This window comes from Streptomyces sp. AK02-01A, from assembly GCF_033795305.1.
In the GTDB taxonomy this organism is placed as follows: domain Bacteria; phylum Actinomycetota; class Actinomycetes; order Streptomycetales; family Streptomycetaceae; genus Streptomyces.
Genome location: NZ_JARBAE010000020.1, coordinates 53251 through 74982, shown reverse-complemented (window position 1 = coordinate 74982; position 21732 = coordinate 53251). Strand labels below are relative to the sequence as shown.

At 68.6% G+C, this 21732-nt stretch carries 18 protein-coding genes; 13 read left to right on the top strand and 5 right to left on the bottom strand.

The window, feature by feature from the left end; all coding sequences use genetic code 11:
* Positions 1 to 62 precede the first annotated feature (62 nt).
* From ftsZ to PV679_RS19800, 6 genes are all read left to right on the top strand, one after another.
* Entirely contained in the window at positions 63 to 1277 is a 1215-nt protein-coding gene (ftsZ, locus tag PV679_RS19825) for a cell division protein FtsZ (protein WP_319681651.1), read from the top strand.
* A 17-nt stretch (positions 1278 to 1294) separates the two neighbouring features.
* Positions 1295 to 2002: a peptidoglycan editing factor PgeF gene (gene pgeF, locus PV679_RS19820; RefSeq protein WP_416069758.1), complete on the top strand. Its 708-nt coding sequence runs from the start codon at positions 1295 to 1297 to the stop codon at positions 2000 to 2002.
* Between the two features lie 6 nt (positions 2003 to 2008).
* Entirely contained in the window at positions 2009 to 2728 is a 720-nt protein-coding gene (locus tag PV679_RS19815) for a YggS family pyridoxal phosphate-dependent enzyme (RefSeq protein ID WP_319681649.1), read from the top strand.
* Between the two features lie 123 nt (positions 2729 to 2851).
* Positions 2852 to 3469, top strand: coding sequence for a cell division protein SepF (locus PV679_RS19810; RefSeq protein WP_319681648.1), 618 nt, complete (start codon positions 2852 to 2854; stop codon positions 3467 to 3469).
* Between the two features lie 92 nt (positions 3470 to 3561).
* On the top strand, positions 3562 to 3858 hold the full coding sequence (locus tag PV679_RS19805; protein ID WP_319681647.1) for a YggT family protein: 297 nt from the start codon (positions 3562 to 3564) through the stop codon (positions 3856 to 3858).
* A gap of 49 nt (positions 3859 to 3907) precedes the next feature.
* Entirely contained in the window at positions 3908 to 5194 is a 1287-nt protein-coding gene (locus PV679_RS19800) for a DivIVA domain-containing protein (protein ID WP_319681646.1), read from the top strand.
* 177 nt (positions 5195 to 5371) lie between these two features.
* Here the strand turns inward: PV679_RS19800 and ileS are convergent, their stop codons facing one another.
* Positions 5372 to 8524, bottom strand: a complete 3153-nt coding sequence (gene ileS / locus PV679_RS19795; protein WP_319681645.1) for an isoleucine--tRNA ligase — start codon at positions 8522 to 8524, stop codon at positions 5372 to 5374.
* Positions 8525 to 9084: 560 nt separating this feature from the next.
* On the opposite strand from ileS, the gene PV679_RS19790 reads away from it, so the two are divergent.
* From PV679_RS19790 to PV679_RS19765, 6 genes are all read left to right on the top strand, one after another.
* Positions 9085 to 9864 (top strand): TraR/DksA family transcriptional regulator, encoded by a 780-nt coding sequence (locus PV679_RS19790; RefSeq protein ID WP_319681644.1) that lies wholly within the window; start codon positions 9085 to 9087, stop codon positions 9862 to 9864.
* A gap of 59 nt (positions 9865 to 9923) precedes the next feature.
* Positions 9924 to 10484: a signal peptidase II gene (gene lspA, locus PV679_RS19785; protein ID WP_319681643.1), complete on the top strand. Its 561-nt coding sequence runs from the start codon at positions 9924 to 9926 to the stop codon at positions 10482 to 10484.
* Positions 10485 to 10501: 17 nt separating this feature from the next.
* Positions 10502 to 11443: an RluA family pseudouridine synthase gene (locus PV679_RS19780; RefSeq protein ID WP_319681642.1), complete on the top strand. Its 942-nt coding sequence runs from the start codon at positions 10502 to 10504 to the stop codon at positions 11441 to 11443.
* 89 nt (positions 11444 to 11532) lie between these two features.
* Positions 11533 to 11970: a GNAT family N-acetyltransferase gene (locus PV679_RS19775; protein WP_319681641.1), complete on the top strand. Its 438-nt coding sequence runs from the start codon at positions 11533 to 11535 to the stop codon at positions 11968 to 11970.
* A 142-nt stretch (positions 11971 to 12112) separates the two neighbouring features.
* Positions 12113 to 13699, top strand: a complete 1587-nt coding sequence (locus tag PV679_RS19770; RefSeq protein ID WP_319681640.1) for a Na+/H+ antiporter — start codon at positions 12113 to 12115, stop codon at positions 13697 to 13699.
* A 164-nt stretch (positions 13700 to 13863) separates the two neighbouring features.
* A complete protein-coding gene (locus PV679_RS19765; protein WP_319681639.1) occupies positions 13864 to 14433 on the top strand; it encodes a dienelactone hydrolase family protein in 570 nt (189 codons plus the stop codon).
* A gap of 75 nt (positions 14434 to 14508) precedes the next feature.
* Here the strand turns inward: PV679_RS19765 and PV679_RS19760 are convergent, their stop codons facing one another.
* From PV679_RS19760 to PV679_RS19750, 3 genes are read right to left on the bottom strand one after another with little or no spacing between them, the layout of a single operon-like run.
* On the bottom strand, positions 14509 to 15324 hold the full coding sequence (locus PV679_RS19760; protein ID WP_319681638.1) for a DsbA family protein: 816 nt from the start codon (positions 15322 to 15324) through the stop codon (positions 14509 to 14511).
* 58 nt (positions 15325 to 15382) lie between these two features.
* On the bottom strand, positions 15383 to 16066 hold the full coding sequence (locus PV679_RS19755; protein ID WP_319681637.1) for a hypothetical protein: 684 nt from the start codon (positions 16064 to 16066) through the stop codon (positions 15383 to 15385).
* A gap of 53 nt (positions 16067 to 16119) precedes the next feature.
* Positions 16120 to 17457, bottom strand: coding sequence for a DUF2252 domain-containing protein (locus PV679_RS19750; protein ID WP_319681636.1), 1338 nt, complete (start codon positions 17455 to 17457; stop codon positions 16120 to 16122).
* A 278-nt stretch (positions 17458 to 17735) separates the two neighbouring features.
* Here PV679_RS19750 and dnaE point away from each other — a divergent pair, with 278 nt between their 5' ends.
* Positions 17736 to 21275, top strand: a complete 3540-nt coding sequence (gene dnaE, locus PV679_RS19745) for a DNA polymerase III subunit alpha (protein WP_319681635.1) — start codon at positions 17736 to 17738, stop codon at positions 21273 to 21275.
* 153 nt (positions 21276 to 21428) lie between these two features.
* On the opposite strand, the gene PV679_RS19740 is transcribed toward dnaE, so the two are convergent.
* Positions 21429 to 21602, bottom strand: a complete 174-nt coding sequence (locus tag PV679_RS19740) for a hypothetical protein (protein WP_319681634.1) — start codon at positions 21600 to 21602, stop codon at positions 21429 to 21431.
* Positions 21603 to 21732 lie beyond the last annotated feature (130 nt).

Below are 21732 nucleotides of genomic sequence, written 5' to 3'. Positions count from 1 at the left end.
AGTCGTCGCGGCGTCACAACCGTGAAGCGACGACACGTAACTCGAGGCGAGAGGCCTTCGACGTGGCAGCACCGCAGAACTACCTCGCAGTCATCAAGGTCATCGGTGTCGGCGGCGGTGGTGTCAATGCCATCAACCGGATGATCGAGGTCGGCCTCAAGGGCGTCGAGTTCATCGCGATCAACACGGACGCGCAAGCACTGTTGATGAGCGACGCCGACGTCAAGCTCGACGTCGGCCGGGAACTCACCCGCGGCCTCGGGGCCGGAGCCAACCCGGCAGTCGGCCGCAAGGCGGCAGAGGACCACCGCGAGGAGATCGAGGAGGTCCTCAAGGGGGCCGACATGGTCTTCGTCACCGCGGGTGAAGGCGGCGGCACCGGCACCGGCGGCGCACCCGTCGTCGCCAATATCGCGCGCTCGCTGGGCGCCCTGACGATCGGCGTGGTCACCCGCCCGTTCACCTTCGAGGGCCGCCGTCGCGCGAACCAGGCGGAGGACGGCATCGCCGAACTCCGCGAAGAGGTCGACACCCTCATCGTCATCCCCAACGACCGGCTGCTGTCCATCTCGGACCGCCAGGTCAGCGTGCTCGACGCGTTCAAGTCCGCGGACCAGGTGCTGCTGTCGGGTGTACAGGGCATCACCGACCTGATCACCACGCCCGGGCTGATCAACCTCGACTTCGCCGACGTCAAGTCCGTGATGTCGGAGGCGGGCTCGGCGCTCATGGGCATCGGCTCCGCCCGCGGCGACGACCGCGCGGTGGCCGCCGCCGAGATGGCGATCTCCTCGCCGCTCCTCGAAGCGTCCATCGACGGCGCCCGCGGTGTCCTGCTCTCCATCTCCGGCGGTTCCGACCTCGGTCTCTTCGAGATCAACGAGGCCGCGCAGCTGGTGAGTGAGGCGGCCCATCCGGAAGCCAACATCATCTTCGGCGCCGTCATCGACGACGCCCTGGGCGACGAGGTACGGGTCACCGTCATCGCGGCCGGCTTCGACGGCGGACAGCCGCCGACCCGCCGCGAGACCGTCCTCGGCTCCGGTTCCTCCAAGCGTGACGAGCAGGCCGCCTCGACCCGGTCCACGGACAGCGGCCGGTCCACGGGCGGACTCGGCACCGTGCCGCCGCGTGAGGACAGCCCGGTGCGGGCGGAATCCGCACCGACGATCAACGAGAAGTCGTACTCCCAGGTGAGCCCGCCGCAGGTCCCTCCGGCCCGTCCCTACCAGGACGCCCAGGCGGAGGAGCTGGACGTCCCGGACTTCTTGAAGTGATACGGCGGCACGAAACACTGAGCGGCGCGCACTTCGCCTTCACCGACCGGTGGGGCGGGGTGAGCGCCGCTCCGTACGAGCAGCTCAATCTCGGCGGCGCGGTCGGCGACGACCCGGCCGCCGTACGCGCCAACCGCGAACTCGCGGCGAAGTCCCTGGCACTCGACCCCGCTCAGGTGGTCTGGATGCACCAGGTGCACGGCCGCGATGTGGCCGTCGTCGAAGGTCCCTGGGCGGACGCGGACATCCCGGCCGTCGACGGGATCGTCACCCGGCGCCGCGGACTCGCCCTCGCCGTACTCACCGCGGACTGCGTTCCGGTGCTGCTGGCCGACCCGGTCGCGGGAGTCGCGGCCGCCGCCCACGCCGGCCGGCCCGGTATGGTCGCGGGGATCGTCCCGGCCACGGTCGAGGCCATGGTCTCGCTCGGTGCGGAACCGTCCCGGATCACCGCCCGTACCGGACCCGCCGTCTGCGGTCGCTGTTACGAAGTACCCGCGCTGATGCGGGACGAGGTCGCCGCCGTCGTACCGGAGGCCCGGTCCGAGACGAGCTGGTCCACTCCGGCCGTCGATGTCACGGCCGGAGTGCACGCGCAGCTCGATGCCCTCGGGGTCCGGGACCGGCAGCGATCGGTGGTCTGCACAATGGAGTCGGGCGATCATTTCTCGTATCGCCGCGACCGCACGACCGGCAGGCTCGCCGGCTATGTCTGGCTGGACTGATAAGGCATGAAGGACCGCAAGACCGAACTCGCGGAAAATCTCGCGACGGTGGAGGAACGTATCGCCTCCGCCTGTGCCGCCGCCGGGCGTGAGCGGCGGGAGGTGACCCTGATCGTGGTCACCAAGACCTATCCCGCGAGTGATGTCCGCCTCCTCCATGAACTCGGCGTGCGACACGTGGCCGAGAACCGTGATCAGGACGCCGCACCCAAGGCCGCCGCCTGTGCTGATTTGTCGCTCACCTGGCATTTCGTGGGTCAATTGCAGACGAACAAGGTTCGCTCTGTGGCCAGTTATGCCGATGTGGTGCAGTCTCTGGACCGGCTCAAGCTCGTTTCCGCACTCTCCGCAGCGGCGGTGCGCGCGGAGCGTGAGCTGACTTGTCTGATTCAGGTGGCGCTCGACGCGGAGTCCGGTGAGCGCGGTGCGAGAGGCGGCGTGGCACCCGGCGGAATCGAGGAGTTGGCCGCCGCGGTGGCCGGCGCACCAGGACTGCGGCTCGGCGGTCTGATGACCGTGGCGCCGCTCGCCGGGCCGTACGCGGGCCGGCAACAGGCGGCGTTCGAGCGGCTGCTGGAATTCTCATCCCGCCTGCGCGCGGACCATCCGGCTGCGAACATGGTGTCAGCAGGGATGAGTACGGACCTTGAGGACGCCGTACGGGCCGGAGCGACACATGTTCGCGTCGGTACGGCGGTACTCGGAGTCCGACCCAGCCTCGGGTAACGTCGCGAAGCAAGTCGGACCACAGCAGAAAATATGGTCATTTCCGCCGAAGGCGGACAGGCCTAGTGGATCGCGGGCACTTGGTGACGAGGCCGATCCACCACAGAGCGGAGGACTCAGAGCATGGCCGGCGCGATGCGCAAGATGGCGGTCTACCTCGGCCTCGTGGAGGACGATGGGTACGACGGCCGGGGCTTCGACCCCGACGACGATTTCGAACCCGAGCCGGAGCCCGAGCGGGAGCACCGGCGCCACCAGCCCGTCCACTCACAGGAGCGGGAGGAACCGGTCCGGGTGGTTTCTCCGCCTCCGCAGCGTGAACGTGAGCGTGAACCGGTTCCGCTAGCGGCAGAAAGCGGACGTCCGGCACGTATCGCCCCCGTGGCATCCATCACACCTGAACGCCCGAGTCTGGAGAAGAACGCACCGGTGATCATGCCCAAGGTTGTGTCCGAGCGGGAGCCCTACCGCATCACCACACTGCACCCGAGGACCTACAACGAGGCCCGTACCATCGGGGAACACTTCCGCGAGGGCACTCCAGTGATCATGAATCTCACGGAGATGGACGACACGGACGCGAAGCGACTTGTCGACTTCGCGGCGGGACTCGTCTTCGGTCTCCATGGCAGCATTGAACGGGTGACGCAGAAGGTGTTCCTGCTGTCTCCTGCTAACGTCGATGTCACGGCGGAGGACAAGGCCCGCATCGCAGAGGGCGGATTCTTCAACCAGAGCTGAGAACACAACACCGGGAACGACCCGGTCGCACGGCGGGGCAGAACCGGCCGGACGGCCGGAGCAGAGTGAACCAGGGGAGAGGGAAGCGCGGGATGGGCGTAGCACTACAGGTGGTCTACATCGTGCTGATGTGCTTCCTCATCGTGCTGATTTTCCGGCTGGTCATGGACTACGTCTTCCAGTTCGCCCGTTCATGGCAACCCGGCAAGGCGATGGTGGTCGTTCTTGAGGCCACCTACACTGTCACCGATCCACCGCTCAAGCTTTTGCGGCGGTTCATTCCGCCGCTGCGTCTCGGGGGCGTGGCACTCGACCTGTCCTTCTTCGTTCTGATGATCATCGTGTACATCCTGATCTCGCTTGTGAGCAGCCTTGCGAGGGGAATGTGAACGATACGGTCTTGCCGACTGCCGACGACTACGTAGAGGTGAAGAAGAGATGCCGTTGACCCCTGAGGACGTGCGGAACAAGCAGTTCACGACCGTCCGCCTCCGAGAAGGCTACGACGAGGACGAGGTCGATGCCTTTCTCGACGAGGTCGAGGCCGAACTGACCCGCCTCCTTCGCGAGAACGAGGACCTGCGCGCGAAGCTGGCCGCCGCCACGCGCGCCGCCGCGCAGAACCAGCAGCAGCAGGGCATGCGCAAGCCGCCCGAACAGCAGGACCGGCCGGGGGCTCCGGTGCCCGCCGCCATATCTGGACCGCCGGTCCAGCAGCAGCCGCCGCAGATGGGTCCGCCCCAACTGCCCGGTGGCGCTCCGCAGCTTCCCGCCGGACCGAGCGCCCACGGCGGTCACGGTCCGCAGGGTCATGGCCCGCAGGGCCAGCACGGCCCCGGCCCCATGCAGGGCGGTCCCATGCAAGGTGGTCCCATGCAGGGCGGCCCGATGCAGGGTGGTCCGATGGGCCAGGGTGGTCCCATGCAGGGTGGTCCGATGGGCCAGGGCGGTCCCATGCAGGGCGGCCCGATGCAGGGTGGTCCGATGCAGGGCGGCCCCATGGGCCAAGGTGGTCCGATGGGCCAGGGTGGTCCGATGGGCCAGGGCGGTCCCATGGGTGGACCGATGGGCGGCCCCATGGGCGGCCACAACCCGCAGATGCAGCAGCCCGGTCAGGGCCCCGGCGGCGACAGTGCCGCGCGGGTGCTCTCCCTCGCCCAGCAGACCGCCGACCAGGCCATCGCCGAGGCGCGCTCCGAGGCCAACAAGATCGTTGGCGAGGCGCGCAGCCGAGCCGAGGGTCTGGAGCGCGACGCGCGCGCCAAGGCGGACGCGCTGGAGCGGGACGCCCAGGAGAAGCACCGCGTGGCGATGGGCTCGCTGGAGTCCGCGCGCGCGACGCTGGAGCGCAAGGTCGAGGACCTGCGCGGCTTTGAGCGCGAGTACCGCACACGCCTGAAGTCCTACCTGGAGAGCCAGCTCCGTCAACTGGAGACCCAGGCCGACGACTCGCTGGCGCCGCCGCGGACGCCGGCTGCCGCTTCGCTGCCGCCGTCGCCGTCCATGGCTCCGGCCGGTGCGGGTGCGATGGGTCACAGCATGGGAGGCGGCCCGTCCATGGGTGGCCACGGCGGCCCGTCCGCGGGTCCGTCGTACGGCGGCCAGCAGCAGATGTCGCCGGCCATGACCCAGCCGATGGCACCGGTGCGGCCGCAGGCGCCGCAGCCGATGCAGCAGGCTCCGTCGCCGATGCGCGGATTCCTCATCGACGAGGACGACAACTGACGGGGGTACGCGTGAACAACGCGTAGCCGTCGGCAGGCTGAGAGGGCTGGGCCCGGGGTGAGAACCCCGGGCCCAGCCCTTTTGCCTGCCCGTGTCCCGCCCGCCGGGACCGTGCCGGAGCGGGAACCACGAAGGCCCGCTCCCCGGTTGGCCGGGAAGCGGGCCCTTGGGTCCGGGTTACGCCTTGCGGAGGCGGAAGGTGAGGGACAGGCCCTCGTCGGTGAAGGGCTCGCCGTACGAGTCGTCCGCCTCGCCCGTCGCGAAGTCCAGCGCCAGGACCTCGTCGGCGACCAGCTCGGCGTGCGCGTCCAGGGCCTCCGCCGTCTCGTCGGCCGCTGTGATCCAGCGCACGGCGATACGGTCCGCGACATCCAGGCCGCTGTTCTTGCGGGCCTCCTGGATCAGCCGGATCGCGTCACGCGCCAGCCCCGCCAGCCGCAGCTCCGGAGTGATCTCCAGATCCAGGGCGACCGTCGCACCCGAGTCGGAGGCGACCGACCAGCCCTCACGCGGTGTCTCCGTGATGATCACCTCGTCGGGAGCGAGCGAGACCGTTTCGCCGTCCACGGTCACCGCGGCCGTACCGTCGCGCAGCGCGGCGGACAGCGCCGCCGCGTCCGTCTCCGCGACCGCCTTGGCCACGGCCTGGACGCCCTTGCCGAAGCGCTTGCCCAGCGCGCGGAAGTTCGCCTTGGCCGTCGTGTCGACGAGCGATCCGCCCACCTCGGAGAGCGTGGCCAGGGACGAGACGTTCAGCTCCTCGGTGATCTGGGCGCGCAGCTCGGCGGAGAGGGCCTCGAAGCCCGTCGCCGCGATGAGCGCGCGGGACAGCGGCTGACGGGTCTTCACTCCCGACTCGGCCCGCGTCGCCCGGCCCAGCTCCACCAGCCGCCGTACCAGCGCCGTCTGCTGGGAGAGCGCCGGGTCGATCGCCGTGAGATCGGCCTCGGGCCAGCCGGCGAGATGCACCGACTCCGGCGCGTCCGGCGTCACCGGTACGACCATGTCCTGCCAGACCCGCTCGGTGATGAACGGGGTCAGCGGAGCCATCAGTCGCGTGACGGTCTCGACCACGTCGTGCAGCGTGCGCAGCGCCGCCTTGTCGCCCTGCCAGAAGCGGCGGCGCGAACGGCGGACGTACCAGTTGGACAGGTCGTCCACGAAGGCCGAGAGCAGCTTGCCGGTGCGCTGGGTGTCGTACGTCTCCATGGCCTGAGTGGTCTGGTCGACCAGCGCGTGCAGCTCGCTCAGCAGCCAGCGGTCGAGGATCGGCCGGTCGGCCGGCGCCGGATCGGCCTCGCTCGGCGCCCAGTCCGACGTACGCGCGTACAGGGCCTGGAAGGCGACCGTGTTCCAGTACGTCAGCAGCGTCTTGCGGACGACCTCCTGGATCGTGCCGTGGCCGACCCGGCGGGCCGCCCACGGCGAGCCGCCGGCCGCCATGAACCAGCGGACCGCGTCCGCGCCGTGCTGGTCCATCAGCGGGATCGGCTGGAGGATGTTGCCGAGGTGCTTGGACATCTTCCGGCCGTCCTCGGCGAGGATGTGGCCGAGGCAGACGACGTTCTCGTAGGACGACTTGTCGAAGACCAGCGTGCCGACCGCCATCAGCGTGTAGAACCAGCCGCGTGTCTGGTCGATCGCCTCCGAGATGAACTGCGCCGGATAGCGCTTCTCGAACAGCTCCTTGTTCTTGTACGGATAGCCCCACTGCGCGAACGGCATCGAACCCGAGTCGTACCAGGCGTCGATGACCTCGGGGACGCGTGTCGCCGTCTGCCCGCAGTCCGGACAGGCGAAGGTGACCTCGTCGATGTACGGGCGGTGCGGGTCGAGCGCGGACTGGTCCGTGCCCGTCAGGTCGCTCAGCTCGGCGCGCGAACCGACACAGGTGAGGTGGTTGTCCTCACAGCGCCAGATGGGCAGCGGAGTGCCCCAGTAGCGGTTGCGGGACAGCGCCCAGTCGACGTTGTTGTTCAGCCAGTCGCCGTACCGGCCGTGCTTGACCGAGTCCGGGAACCAGTTGGTCTTCTCGTTCTCGTCCAGCAGCCGGTCCTTGATGGCCGTCGTACGGATGTACCAGGACGGCTGCGCGTAGTAGAGCAGCGCGGTGTGGCAGCGCCAGCAGTGCGGATAGCTGTGCTCGTACGGAACGTGCCGGAACAGCAGCCCGCGCTCGCGCAGGTCCTCGGTGAGCGCCTCGTCGGCCTTCTTGAAGAAGACCCCGCCGACCAGCGGGACGTCCTCCTCGAAGGTGCCGTTGGGACGGACCGGGTTCACCACCGGCAGCCCGTAGGCGCGGCAGACCTTGAGGTCCTCCTCACCGAAGGCCGGCGACTGGTGGACCAGACCCGTGCCGTCCTCGGTCGTGACGTACTCGGCGTTGACGACGTAGTGCGCCTCGGTACCGACCGGGAAGTCGACGAACGTGAAGGGACGGTCGTATGTCCAGCGCTCCATCTCGCGGCCGGAGAAGGACTCGCCGGTGGTCTCCCAGCCCTCGCCCAGCGCCTTGCCCAGCAGCGGCTCGGCGACGACGAGCTTCTCCTCGCCGTTCGTCGCGACGACATAGGTGACATCGGGGTGCGCGGCGACGGCGGTGTTCGAGACCAGGGTCCAGGGCGTGGTCGTCCAGACCAGCAGCGCGGCCTCGCCCGCGAGCGGTCCCGAGGTGAGCGGGAAGCGGACGAAGACCGACGGGTCGATGATCGTCTCGTAGCCCTGCGCCAGCTCGTGGTCGGAGAGACCGGTCTCGTCGCGCGGACACCAGGGCGCCACCCGGTGGTCCTGGACCAGCAGGCCCTTGTTGAAGATCTCCTTCAGCGACCACCAGACGGACTCGACGTACTCCGGGTCCATCGTGCGGTAGGCGTCGTCCAGATCGACCCAGTACCCCATGCGGGTCGTCAGCTCGGCGAAGGCGTCGGTGTGCCGGGTCACGGACTCACGGCACTTGGCGTTGAACTCGGCGATGCCGTACGCCTCGATGTCCTTCTTGCCGTTGAAGCCCAGCTCCTTCTCCACGGCCAGCTCCACCGGCAGGCCGTGGCAGTCCCAGCCGGCCTTGCGCGCGACGTGGTAGCCGCGCATGGTGCGGAAGCGCGGGAAGACGTCCTTGAACACGCGGGCTTCGATGTGGTGCGCGCCCGGCATTCCGTTGGCGGTGGGCGGGCCCTCGTAGAAGACCCACTCGGGACGGCCCTCGGACTGTTCGAGGGACTTGTCGAAGACCTTGTGATCGCGCCAGAAATCGAGCACGGCGTGCTCCAGCGCGGGCAGGTCGACCTGGGCGGGCACCTGGCGGTACTGGGTCGGGTTCACTGGTGTCATGAGGCGCTTCCTCCGGCGGAACTCTGGCATCTCCGTCGGAGGGACGAGAGCTGGGCTCCCGCGGTACCACCCTCCTTGGCCCCGGGTGTACACCACCCGCGGCCCCCTCATTGGGGTCGCGCTGCCGGTTCTACTCGTCCTCGGCGCACCGTGGACTTTCTTCCGGCGGCTCCGGGGTGATCCTTCGCTTCGCGCTCGCCCCCGGGCTCTCACCGTCCCCGGGTCGCTCATGGCCGCGTACGACGCTACTCGTCCCCATCCACGCCTCTCGCTCGGCCCAGTGTACGGGGCCGGGCGGGGCGCGGCCGACCGGTTTTCACGGAGCTGCCGTACGGCCGAACGCATGACCCGAACGGTTACTCCGGCCCCGGCGCAGGGGGGTGGTCGCACCGGAGGCGGATTACCGGGCGGCGCGCTGGGCACAACGGATGCAGGCTTGTCTTGTCATCGCATGGGGAGGGCCGAAACGGCGGCGTGCCCCGTTTGCCGCGGGGCCGGGGTCGATTTATCGTCCCACCACGATTCGCGCGCAAGATCACACTATGTGAAGGGGCCGCGGCATGGTGGCGAAGAAGTCCGCCGCGAAGAAGGCGACCGCGGCGAAGAAGACGAAGAAGACACCGGCCGAGAAGACGGCGGCGAAACGGACGGCCCAGAAGCAGACGGCCCAGAAGCAGACGGCCGCGAAGAAGGCGCCGGCGAGCAGGGCACCTGCGAAGAAGTCCGCGGCCGAGCGGGCGGTACCCGACCGGGCCGCCGCCGGCGAAACCGCGAAGAAGGCCGCGTCCGCGGCCGAGGGGGCGGCCCAGGCCGCGAAGCAGACGGGAGCCAAGACGGTGGCAGCGAAGAAGAGTACGGGCGGCAGGAACACCGCTGCCGGTAAGGGCGCCGCGGCGGCCGCGACAGCGGTTCCCACGGCGCGCGCCGCCGCCGCGACGACCCCGGGGGAGCTCGCGGTACGGCCGGGCGAGGAGCCATGGACCCCGGAGGAGGTCGCGGCCGCGCGGGCCGAGCTGGAAGGCGAGATCGCCCGGCTGAACGCCGAGATCACCTCGTCGGAGACCTCGCTGGCCGGACTGATGCGGGACTCCGGCGACGGCGCCGGTGACGACGAGGCGGACACCGGTACCAAGAACATCACGCGTGAGCACGAGATGGCGCTGGCGGCCAACGCCCGCGAGATGCTGGAACAGACCGAGCGGGCGCTGCTGAGGCTCGACGCGGGGACGTACGGACTCTGCGAGATCTGCGGCAATCCGATCGGAAAGGCCCGGATGCAGGCGTTCCCGCGCGCCACACTCTGTGTGGAGGACAAGCAGAAGCAGGAACGGCGTGGCTGAACGCGTACGCGTGTGCCGTACCCTCGTCCTCATTCAGGCACCTAGGTTGAGGGACTCACGTGGCAGAGGCGGAGCGCGGCATCGGTACGCCGGATGTTGACGACCAGGCTGTGGCTTCCGCCGAGCGGCCCCGGGGAAGGCGCAGGATCCTGGCGCTCTTCGGCGTCGCGGTCGTGGCCTATCTGCTGGATCTCGGCAGCAAGATGCTTGTGGTGGCCAGGCTGGAGCACCACGAGCCGATCAATGTCGTCGGCGATCTGCTGAGGTTCGAGGCGGTACGGAACCCGGGTGCGGCCTTCGGCATCGGCGAGGCGTTCACGGTGATCTTCACGATCATCGCGGCGACGGTGATCGTGGTGATCGCCCGGCTGGCACGCAAGCTCTACAGCCTGCCGTGGGCGATCGCGCTCGGTCTGCTGCTCGGTGGCGCGCTCGGCAATCTCACCGACCGGATCTTCCGCGCGCCGGGAGTGTTCCGCGGCGCCGTCGTGGACTTCATCGCGCCGTCGCACTTCGCGGTCTTCAATCTCGCCGACTCCGCGATCGTCTGCGGCGGTGTCCTGATCGTGCTGCTGTCGTTCCGGGGGCTGGACCCCGACGGGACCGTCCACAAGGACTGACAAGGCATACTCGACGGGTGAGCTTTCCCGAGATCAGAACGCTGCCCGTGCCCGATGGCCTGGAAGGCGAGCGCGTCGACGCCGCCATCGCCCGTATGTTCGGGTTCTCCCGGACGAAGGCGGCCGATCTGGCCGCTTCCGGGAAGGTCCTGGTCGACGGCGCCGTCGTCGGAAAGTCCGAGCGGGTGAACGGCGGGGCCTGGCTTGAGGTGGAGATGCCCGAGGCGGCCGCGCCCGTACAGATCGTGGCCGAGCCGGTCGAGGGCATGGAGATCGTGCACGACGACGACGATCTCGTGGTGATCGCCAAGCCGGTCGGAGTGGCCGCGCATCCGAGCCCCGGCTGGACCGGTACGACAGTCATCGGCGGTCTGGCCGCGGCCGGCTACCGGATCTCGACCTCCGGCGCGGCCGAGCGGCAGGGCATCGTGCACCGGCTGGACGTGGGCACCTCCGGGCTGATGGTCGTGGCCAAGTCGGAGCGGGCCTACACCCTGCTCAAGGCGCAGTTCAAGGAGCGCGTCGTCGACAAGCGCTACCACGCGCTGGTGCAGGGCCACCCGGATCCGATGAGCGGGACCATCGACGCTCCGATCGGCCGCCATCCGAACCATGACTACAAGTGGGCCGTCACCGCCGAGGGCAAGCCGTCGGTCACGCACTACGACCTGATCGAGGCGTTCCGGTCGGCCTCCCTGCTGGACATCAAGCTGGAGACGGGCCGTACGCATCAGATCCGGGTGCATATGTCGGCCCACCGCCACCCGTGCGTGGGCGATCTCACCTACGGCGCCGATCCGACACTGGCGAAGCGGCTGGGACTGACCCGGCAGTGGCTGCACGCGGTGCGTCTCGGCTTCGAACACCCGGCGGACGGGCGGTGGGTGGAGTTCGCCAGCACGTATCCGGCGGATCTCCAGGGCGCGCTGGACACGGTCAGGGCGGAGAGCAACGTATGAGTACGGCCAGAAGCGGCGAATCCGGCTCTTCTGAAACGTTCGGATCTTCGGGGTCTTCCGGCTCTCCGGGATACACGGTACGAGTCGCGGTGGATCCGGCGGACATCGAGGCGTGCTTCGCCGTGCGCAAGGAAGTCTTCGTCGTCGAACAGCGGGTGCCCGAGGACATCGAGTACGACGGCCGTGACGGCGACGCCGTCCAGGTGCTGGCCGTCCGCGACGACGGGCTGCCGCTGGGCACCGGCCGGCTGCTGTACGGACCGGGCGCGGCCGACCGGACCGGCGGGGATCCGGCCGTCGGTTCGCTGGGCCGGCTGGCGGTCGGCGCGGCGGCCCGGGGCCGCGGCGTCGGCGCGGCGCTGGTGCGCGCGATCGAGGAGGCGGCGCGCGGGCGCGGTCTCACGGTGGTGGATCTGCACGCCCAGTCGCACGCGCTGGGTTTTTACGAACGGCTGGGGTACGAGGCGTACGGACCCGAGTTCCTGGACGCGGGCATCGCGCACCGGTCGATGCGGCGCGCGCTGTAGCGGTTCGGCGGTTGGCCGGCGTCGCGCGAGCGGTACCGGCCGGCTGAGTCCGGGTCGTCCGTTGGCCGGATTCGGATGAGTCGCGTGGCAGGCTGGGGCCCTTGATCACCAACGCCCGCCTCTCGACCGCCGGAGGACGCCCGTGGACCAGCTCGCGCTGCTGCTCGTGCTGTTGCTCGGAGCGGTGGTCACGGTGCCTCTCGGCGAGCGTCTGCGGCTGCCGCCACCGGTGCTGATGACCCTGGTGGGGATCGCGCTCGCGCTGCTGCCCTTTGTACCGGACGTCCAGATTCCGCCGGACTTCATCCTTCCGCTGTTGCTGCCGCCGCTGCTGTACGCCGCCGTGCAGCGCACGTCCTGGCGGCAGTTCGCGGCCAACAAGCGCCCCATCTTCCTGCTCGCGGTCGCGCTGGTCTTCGTGACGACGGCCGCCGCGGCCTGGGTGGCCAACTCCATCGTGCCGGGACTGCCGATCGCCGCCGCGGTCGCGCTGGGCGCGCTTGTCGCTCCGCCGGACCCGGTGGCCGCGACCGCCGTCGCCGGCTCCCTCGGGCTGCCCAGGCGGCTGGTCTCGATCCTGGAGGGCGAGGGACTCTTCAACGACGTCACCGCGATCGTGCTCTACCACGTGGCCATCGCGGCGGCCGTCAGCGGAACGTTCTCCTGGCCGGAGGCGGTCGGGACGCTCGTGCTCTCCGCGGTGGTGGCGGTGGCGGTGGGACTCGCGCTCGGCTGGCTCTCCAACCACCTGATGTCCCTGCTCGGGGACGCGACGCTGCAGATCGGTCTGACGCTGCTGGTGCCGTTCGCCAGTTACGTCCTGGCGGAGGAGCTGCTGGGATCGGGTGTGCTCGCCGTCCTCACCACCGCGCTCTATCTCGCCGAGCACACGGCGGACGCCGACGACGTCATGGGAAGGCTGGCCGGCAACGCCTTCTGGCAGATCGTCGACACGCTGGTGACCGGCGTCGCCTTCGGGCTCATCGGACTCGAACTCCACAACGCCGTCAGCGCGGCGGCCGGCCGGGAGTTCCAACTCCTGGGCTGGGGCGCGGCGGTGGTCGGTGTGGTCGTGGGCGTACGGCTGATGTATCTGCTGCCGGCGACCTGGCTGGCCAAGCGGATGCACACGCTCCGCGACTACGACGAGGACATCCCGCTCGGCTGGCGCGAGACCGTGGTGATGTGGTGGGCCGGGATGCGCGGAGTGGCCTCGGTCGCGCTGGCGCTGGCGATCCCGCTCAGGACCGACAGCGGAGAGCCGTTTCCCGGCCGGGAGGAGATCATCTACATCGCGTTCGCGGTCATCGTGACCACGCTGGTCTTCCAGGGCCTGACCCTGCCCTGGCTGGTGCGGCGGCTCGGCGTACGGGCGGACGCCGACGCCGAGCGGGAGCTGGAACACTCGCTCGCCGTGCGCGCGGCGAGAGCGGCCAGGCGGCGGCTCCGGGAGATCGAGGACGTCGAGGATCTGCCGGAGGACATCAGCGAGCGGTTGCAGCGCGGAGCCTTCGACATCGGCGCGCGGATCAGCCCCGACATCGTCGACGACGAGCGGCGCGAGTGGTTCACCAAGCGGGCGGACCGGGTCAGGACCGTCCAGCGCGTCCAGCGCGACATGATGTCGGCGGCCCGCCACGAGGTCCTGTCGGCGCGCAACGAACCAGGCGTGGACCCGGAGGTGGTGGACCGCGTTCTGCGCCATCTCGACGTGCGCAGCATGCGCTGAGACCGCCGGTCAGCCGCGGCCGGTGCGCGGCGGCGCGGCGCTCTCGGCGGCGACGGACGGATGCGCGCCGTTTCCAGGACCGAGCCGCCGAGCACGGTCAGCGGGCGCAGTACGTTCTCCATGGCTCCCTCGGTGGCTCCGGCGGGTGCTGGCAGGATGGCCGGATGGACATCATGCTTTTCCACTCGGTCTACGGTCTGCGCCCAGCCGTGCACGCGGTCGCCGACCGGTTGCGTGCCGCTGGGCATGACGTGCGCGTGCCCGACCTCTTCGAGGGGCAGACCGCCGACACCGTCGAGGAGGGCATGGCGCTGAAGGACAAGATCGGCAAGGACGAGCTGCTCCGGCGCGCGGTCCTGGCCGCGGCGCCGTACTCGGAGCGCGGCCTGCTCTACGCGGGCCTCTCGCTGGGCGGCTCCATCGCGCAGAACCTGGCGCTGGGCGACGACAAGGCGCGCGGTCTGCTGCTGTTGCACGGCACGTCCGACATCGCCGAGAACGCGTCCGTCGACGAGCTGCCCGTACAACTGCATGTGGCCGACCCGGATCCGTTCGAGACACATGACTGGCTGACCGCCTGGTATCTCCGGATGGGCCAGGTGGGCGCCGATGTGGAGATCTACCGCTATCCGGGCGCGGGACATCTGTACACCGACCCGGAGCTGCCGGACTACGACGAGGCCGCCGCCGAGGAGACCTGGCGGATCGGGCTCGCCTTCATCGAATCGCTCTGAGCCGGGACGCGGCGACGGGCAGGCGAACACATCGGTTCGCCTGCCCGTCGGAGATGACCGCGCCGGTCCGGTGGTCTACGCGGCGAGGGCCTTGGTGATCGCGGCGTTGAACTCGGCCACCGTCATCGGCGGATTCTGACTGCCCTCGGCGGTGAGCGTCTTGCCGTCCATCTTGAACGTCGGAGTGCCCTGCACGCCGCTCTTGTCGAAGGCGGCGGACATCTTCATGGCCCAGGCGTCGTACGTGCCGTCGCGCACGTCCCGCTGGAACGCCTTGTTGCCCTTGAGCGAGTTCACCGAGTCGGCCACCTTGATCAGATAGCTGTCGTCGGCGAACTTGTCCGTGCTCTCCTCCGGGTGGTACTTCGTCGAGTACAGCGCGGTCTTGTACTGGAGGAAGGCGTCGGGGCTCACATTGAGCGCCGCGCCCAGCGCGGACAGGGCGTTCTTCGAGCCGGTGCCGTTGTCGGAGTTGTCGATGAAGGTCGCCCCGACGTACTTCACCTTGTACTTGCCGGCGTCGATGTCGTTCAGGACCGTCGGGCCGACCGTCTGCTCGAAGCTCGCGCATATCGGGCAGCGGGAGTCCTCGTACAGTTCGAGTGTCTTCTTGGCGTCCGCCTTGCCGAGGACGACGGTCGTGCCGTCGGTGCCCTCGGTGTTCTTCGGGGCGACGACGTTCGTCTCGTCCTTCATCGCTTCCCAGTGCGAGGGCTTGTTGTTCTGTACGACGGCGAAGCCCACGCCGCCGGCTATCGCCAGGACCACGACGGCCGAGCCGATGACGACGAGCTGCCGGCGGACCTTGTCCTTCTTCGCCTGCCGCTCGCGCTCCTCGCGCAGCCGTTCGCGGGCGGCGGCCTTGCTGGTCTGGTTGTTGCGTGCGCTCATGACTCTTCACTCCGTGTGAGGTGCTGATGATCAGGGATGTACGCGGGGAGGCGCCGGCTCAGACAGAGCCGAGCGCGAGACGCGGCGGTCCCCGCCGTCCCACGGAGTGCACAAGGAGACGCGTACGGGACGGGCGCGGGCGGCCCGTGGCCGGCGCGCCGAGCCGTACGGCGCCGCGGACCGACCCGGCCGCGGCGAACGCGATCAGCAGCGGCCGGAAGGCGGCCGCCGCCACGGTCCGCACCAGACCGGCCAGCGCGGCCTCGCCGTGCCGCAGCCAGGCCGCGGCGAGCAGCCCGATCGACACGTGGACGGCGAGCAGCAGCCACGGGAGGGCCGGATCGGTGGAGTTCAGCAGAGCGGCCCCGGTGGACTCGGAGGAGACCACACCGGGCAGCGGCGTCCCGAATCCACTGCCGCACAGGACATCGAAGCCGAACGAGCGCAGCGATCCCGCGACGGGTCCGCCGGCCGGGCCGTAACAGACCTGCTGGCCGCTGGTGAAGACGGTGTCCGCGGCCAGTTCAAGCGGGACGAGCAGCGCGGCGATCCGCCAGAAGCCGCGCTCCCTGCCCGCCGCCGCGTAGGCGAGGAAAAACACCACGGCGCTGAGCGCGGCGACGACGGACAGCGGCAGCGGGGCCTGGGACAGCAGCACATGGGAGCCCGCGGACAGCGTCACGACCACCGCCGTGAACAGTGCTGCCCGCGCCGCTCTGAGCCGCGTCCCCGAGATGTCCATCGTCGCCGAGTGTGCCATGACCCCCGGTAAGCGGTCCTTAAAGGCCCGGCCGGCTATCCCAGGCGGCCGTTGCGGAACAGGTCGACGAAGATCTGGTGGTCGGCTCTGGCCCGCGCGCCGTAGGAGTGCGCGAAGTCCACCAGCAGCTCGGCGAAACCGTCCTCGTCGGCGGCGATCGCCGCGTTGATGGCCCGCTCGGTGGAGAACGGCACCAGCGAGTGGCCGCTGTCGTCGTCCGCCGCCGCGTGCATCGTGGCCGTGGCCCGGCCGAGGTCGGCGACGACCGCGGCGATCTCCTCCGGGTCGTCGAGATCGGACCAGTCCAGATCCACCGCGTACGGTGAGATCTCCGCCACGAGCTGGCCGCTGCCGTCCAGCTCGGTCCAGCCCAGCCACGGATCGGCGTGGGCCTGCAGCGCCCGCTGCGAGATCACCGTGCGGTGGCCCTCGTGCTGGAAGTACTCCCGCACGGCGCTGTCGGTGATGTGCCGGGAGACCGCCGGGATCTGCGCCTGCTTCATATAGATCACGACGTCGTTCTCCAGCGCGTCGCTGTTGCCCTCCAGCAGGATGTTGTACGAGGGCAGCCCCGCGGAACCGATACCGACGCCGCGCCGGCCGACGACATCCTTCACGCGGTACGAGTCGGGCCGGGTCAGGCTCGACTCGGGAAGCGTCTCCAGATAGCCGTCGAAGGCCGCGAGGATCTTGTACCGGGTGGCCGCGTCCAGCTCGATGGAGCCGCCGCCCGGAGCGAAGCGCCGCTCGAACTCGCGGATCTCGGTCATCGAGTCGAGCAGGCCGAACCGGGTCAGCGAGCGGGCCGAGCGGAGCACGGTGAGAAGCGGGCCCTGGGCCGTGTCCAGGGTGAACGGCGGTACCTCGTCGTTCTTGGCGCCGGTCGCCAGCGCGTGGATCCGCTCGCGGTAGGCGCCCGCGTAGATCTCCACCAGCTCGGTGATCTGTTCGTCGCTGAGGGCCTTGGTGTAGCCGATCAGCGCGAGAGAGGCGGCGAGGCGCTTCAGGTCCCAGGTGAAGGGGCCGATGTACGCCTCGTCGAAGTCGTTGACGTTGAAGATCAGCCGGCCGTTGGCATCCATGTACGTGCCGAAGTTCTCCGCGTGCAGATCGCCGTGGATCCACACCCTGCTGGTGCGCTCGTCCAGGAACGCGCCGGCTCCGCTGCTGGAGCGCTCCCGCTCCAGGTCGGAGTAGAACAGGGGCGCCGTGCCCCGGTAAAAGGCGAACGCGGAGGCCGCCATCTTCCGGAACTTCACCCGGAAGGCCGCTGGATCGGCCCCCAGAAGCTCACCGAAGGCGGTGTCGAAAACGGCGAGGATCTCCTCGCCGCGCTGCTCGTCAGCTTCTTCAACGGGTCGCGGGACCGACATCGCTGGGTGCCTCCTGGCGCATGACAAATCGGGTCGGGGAACAGGGTCGGACGTACAGGACGGGTGCGTGGGCTCGCCTCAGGGACGATGCCGGGGCATCGTCGGAGAGGCAACGCACGACGCTACTCGCAACGCACGACGCTAGTCGCGAGTGCCCGTCGGCTGTCAGTCCTGAGACGTAGACTTCCACGCTGTCCCCCCAGACTCTCTGCGGCCCGGGGGTCCGGGGTGTTGCCCCCGGGAAAGACCGTTCCGTACGCTCGCTGGAGGCTCCCACCGTGACCAAGCCGCCGTTCACGCACCTGCATGTCCACACCCAGTACTCGCTGCTGGACGGTGCCGCGCGGCTGGGGGACATGTTCAAGGCCTGCAAGGACATGGGCATGTCGCACATCGCCATGACCGACCACGGCAATCTGCACGGCGCCTATGACTTCTTCCATCAGGCGAAGAAGGCGGATGTGACGCCGATCATCGGCATCGAGGCGTATGTGGCGCCGGAGTCCCGGCGGAACAAACGGAAGATCCAGTGGGGCCAGCCGCACCAGAAGCGGGACGACGTCTCCGGTTCCGGTGGTTACACCCATAAAACGATCTGGGCGGCGAACAAGACCGGGCTGCACAATCTGTTCCGGCTCTCCTCCGACGCGTACGCGGAGGGCTGGCTGCAGAAATGGCCCCGGATGGACAAGGAGACCATCGCCCAGTGGTCCGAGGGCCTGATCGCCTCGACGGGCTGTCCCTCCGGTGAGCTGCAGACACGGCTGCGGCTCGGCCAGGTCGACGAGGCGCTGAAGGCCGCCTCCGAGTACCAGGACATCTTCGGCAAGGACCGGTATTTCCTGGAGCTGATGGACCACGGCATCGAGATCGAGCGCCGGGTCAGGGACGGGCTGCTGGAGATCGGCAAGAAGCTCGGCATCCCGCCGCTGGTCACCAACGACTCGCACTACACCTACGCGAACGAGGCGACCGCGCACGACGCGCTGCTGTGCATCCAGACCGGAAAGAACCTCTCCGACCCGGACCGCTTCCGCTTCGACGGCACCGGCTACTACCTCAAGTCCACGGACGAGATGTACGCGGTGGACTCCTCCGACGCCTGGCAGGAAGGCTGCGCCAACACCCTGCTGGTCGCGCAGCAGATCGACACCGAGGGCATGTTCCAGGAGCGGAACCTGATGCCCAAGTTCGAGGTGCCGGAAGGCTTCACCGAGGTCACCTGGTTCAAGGAAGAGACCATGCGCGGCATGGCCCGCCGCTATCCGAACGGCATCCCGGACGACCGGCAGAAGCAGGTCGAGTACGAGATGGGCATCATCATCGAGATGGGCTTCCCCGGATACTTCCTGGTGGTGGCCGACTTCATCATGTGGGCGAAGAACAACGGCATCGCGGTCGGTCCCGGCCGTGGTTCCGCCGCCGGTTCGATCGTCTCGTACGCGATGGGCATCACCGACCTCGACCCGATCGAACACGGTCTGATCTTCGAGCGGTTCCTCAACCCCGAGCGCATCTCGATGCCCGATGTCGACATCGACTTCGACGAGCGCCGGCGCGGTGAGGTCATCCGGTACGTCACGGAGAAGTACGGCGCCGACAAGGTCGCCATGATCGGCACATACGGCAAGATCAAGGCCAAGAACGCGATCAAGGACTCCGCGCGTGTGCTGGGCTATCCGTACGCCATGGGTGACCGGCTGACCAAGGCGATGCCCGCCGATGTCCTGGGCAAGGGCATTGATCTCAACGGCATCACCGATCCCAAGCACCCGCGCTACAGCGAGGCCGGCGAGATCCGTGGGATGTACGAGAACGAGGCGGATGTGAAGAAGGTCATCGACACCGCCAAGGGTGTCGAGGGCCTGGTCCGGCAGATGGGTGTGCACGCCGCCGGCGTGATCATGTCCAGCGAGACGATCACCGACCATGTCCCGGTCTGGGTCAGGCACACCGACGGCGTCACCATCACCCAGTGGGACTATCCGAGCTGTGAGTCGCTCGGCCTGCTGAAGATGGACTTCCTGGGTCTGCGCAACCTCACGATCATGGACGACGCCGTCAAGATGGTGAAGGCCAACAAGGGCGTCGCCCTCGACCTGCTCGCGCTGCCGCTGGACGACCCCAAGACATACGAACTGCTCTGCCGGGGAGACACGCTCGGTGTCTTCCAGTTCGACGGCGGGCCGATGCGTTCGCTGCTGCGGCTGATGAAGCCGGACAACTTCGAGGACATTTCCGCCGTCTCGGCCCTGTACCGGCCGGGCCCGATGGGCATGAACTCGCACACGAACTACGCGCTGCGCAAGAACGGCCAGCAGGAGATCACGCCGATCCACCCGGAGCTGGAGGAGCCTCTCAAGGAGGTCCTCGGCCTCACCCACGGCCTGATCGTGTACCAGGAGCAGGTGCAGAAGGCCGCGCAGATCATCGCCGGCTACTCCCTCGGCGAGGCCGACATCCTCCGCCGCGTCATGGGCAAGAAGAAGGCCGACGAGCTGGCGAAGAACTTCGTCCTGTTCCAGGCCGGCGCCAAGAAGAACAACTACTCGGACGAGGCGATCCAGGCCCTGTGGGACGTCCTGGTCCCGTTCGCCGGATACGCCTTCAACAAGGCGCACTCCTCCGCGTACGGACTGGTCACCTACTGGACCGCCTATCTCAAGGCGAATTACCCGGCCGAATACATGGCGGCCCTGCTGACCTCGGTCAAGGACGACAAGGACAAGTCCGCGGTCTATCTGAACGAGTGCCGCCGCATGGGCATCAAGGTGCTGCCGCCCAATGTGAACGAATCCCAGGCGAACTTCGCCGCGCAGGGCGACGACGTGATCCTCTTCGGTCTGACGGCCGTGCGGAACGTCGGACAGAACGTGGTGGACTCGATCATCCGCTGCCGCAAGGCGAAGGGCAAATACTCCAGCTTCCCCGACTTCCTCGACAAGGTCGAGGCGGTCGTCTGCAACAAGCGCACCGTGGAATCGCTCATCAAGGCCGGTGCCTTCGACGAGATGGGTCACACCCGCAAGGGGCTGGTCGCCCACCACGAGCCGATGATCGACAACGTGGTGCAGGTCAAGCGCAAGGAGGCCGAGGGACAGTTCGACCTCTTCGGCGGCATGGGCGAGGAGGAAACCAGCGAGCCGGGCTTCGGACTCGACGTGGAATTCTCCGACGTCGAATGGGACAAGGCGTATCTGCTCGCGCAGGAACGCGAAATGCTCGGGCTTTATGTCTCCGACCATCCGCTCTTCGGTATCGAGCATGTGCTGTCCGACAAGTCCGACGCGGCGATCTCCCAGCTCACCGGAGGTGAGCACGCGGACGGCGCGGTCGTCACCATCGGCGGCATCATCTCCGGCCTGCAGCGCAAGATGACCAAGCAGGGCAACGCCTGGGCGATCGCCACGGTCGAGGACCTGGCCGGCTCCATCGAGTGCATGTTCTTCCCCGCCACCTACCAGCTCGTCTCCACCCAGCTCGTCGAGGACACCGTCGTCTTCGTCAAGGGACGTCTCGACAAGCGCGAGGACGTGCCGCGGCTCGTCGCGATGGAGCTGGCCGTCCCGGACCTGTCGTCCGCCGGGACCAACGCGCCCGTCACCATCACCATCCCCACGGTGAAGGTCACGCCGCCGATGGTCAGCAGGCTCGGCGAGATCCTCAGCCACCACCGCGGCAATTCCGAGGTGAGGATCAAGCTCCAGGGCGCGCAGAAGACCACGGTGCTCCGGCTCGACCGGCACCGGGTACAGCCCGACCCGGCGCTCTTCGGTGATCTGAAAGTCCTGCTCGGCCCGTCCTGTCTGGCCGGGTAATCCATCCGGACAACCGGATACCGGATAATCCATCCCGACAACCGGATAGACAACCGGATAAAGGGGCACAGAGCAGGCCCCGGACAAGTGAGGGGCACGCCCGGAATCGGGCGTGCCCCTCACTCATCTGATGTTTCTCTGGTTCCCCGCGCGTCAGTTGTGGCCGAAACGCTTCTGCCGCCCCTTGTGAGGAGCTTCCGCCGGCGCGATCCTCGACTGCATCTGCTCAGCCTGGTCCTCCATGGAGGACTTCGCCTGCTCGGCGCCCCGCTGGACGGCCGACCGGCTTTGCTGCTTATTGCGATCTCGGTTCTTGTTCTTGGCCATGATGTGCCTCCTGCGCGGATTAGCGGCCAGGACCGCGTTCAGAGTCACATAGGGTTTGAACAGTCGCATTTTGGATCATTGCCGTGTGTAGTGGGAGCCTGTCAGCGCGTTGTCCGGAGATACGCCACGC

Coding starts and splice junctions, on each gene's coding strand:
- PV679_RS19805 (WP_319681647.1), top strand. CDS start 3,562: ATGGGCGTAGCACTACAGGTGGTCTACATCGTGCTGATGTGCTTCCTC.
- PV679_RS19810 (WP_319681648.1), top strand. CDS start 2,852: ATGGCCGGCGCGATGCGCAAGATGGCGGTCTACCTCGGCCTCGTGGAG.
- PV679_RS19750 (WP_319681636.1), bottom strand. CDS start 17,457: ATGTCGGTCCCGCGACCCGTTGAAGAAGCTGACGAGCAGCGCGGCGAG.
- PV679_RS19815 (WP_319681649.1), top strand. CDS start 2,009: ATGAAGGACCGCAAGACCGAACTCGCGGAAAATCTCGCGACGGTGGAG.
- ileS (WP_319681645.1), bottom strand. CDS start 8,524: ATGACACCAGTGAACCCGACCCAGTACCGCCAGGTGCCCGCCCAGGTC.
- PV679_RS19760 (WP_319681638.1), bottom strand. CDS start 15,324: ATGAGCGCACGCAACAACCAGACCAGCAAGGCCGCCGCCCGCGAACGG.
- PV679_RS19800 (WP_319681646.1), top strand. CDS start 3,908: ATGCCGTTGACCCCTGAGGACGTGCGGAACAAGCAGTTCACGACCGTC.
- PV679_RS19765 (WP_319681639.1), top strand. CDS start 13,864: ATGGACATCATGCTTTTCCACTCGGTCTACGGTCTGCGCCCAGCCGTG.
- PV679_RS19740 (WP_319681634.1), bottom strand. CDS start 21,602: ATGGCCAAGAACAAGAACCGAGATCGCAATAAGCAGCAAAGCCGGTCG.
- PV679_RS19755 (WP_319681637.1), bottom strand. CDS start 16,066: ATGGACATCTCGGGGACGCGGCTCAGAGCGGCGCGGGCAGCACTGTTC.
- PV679_RS19790 (WP_319681644.1), top strand. CDS start 9,085: ATGGTGGCGAAGAAGTCCGCCGCGAAGAAGGCGACCGCGGCGAAGAAG.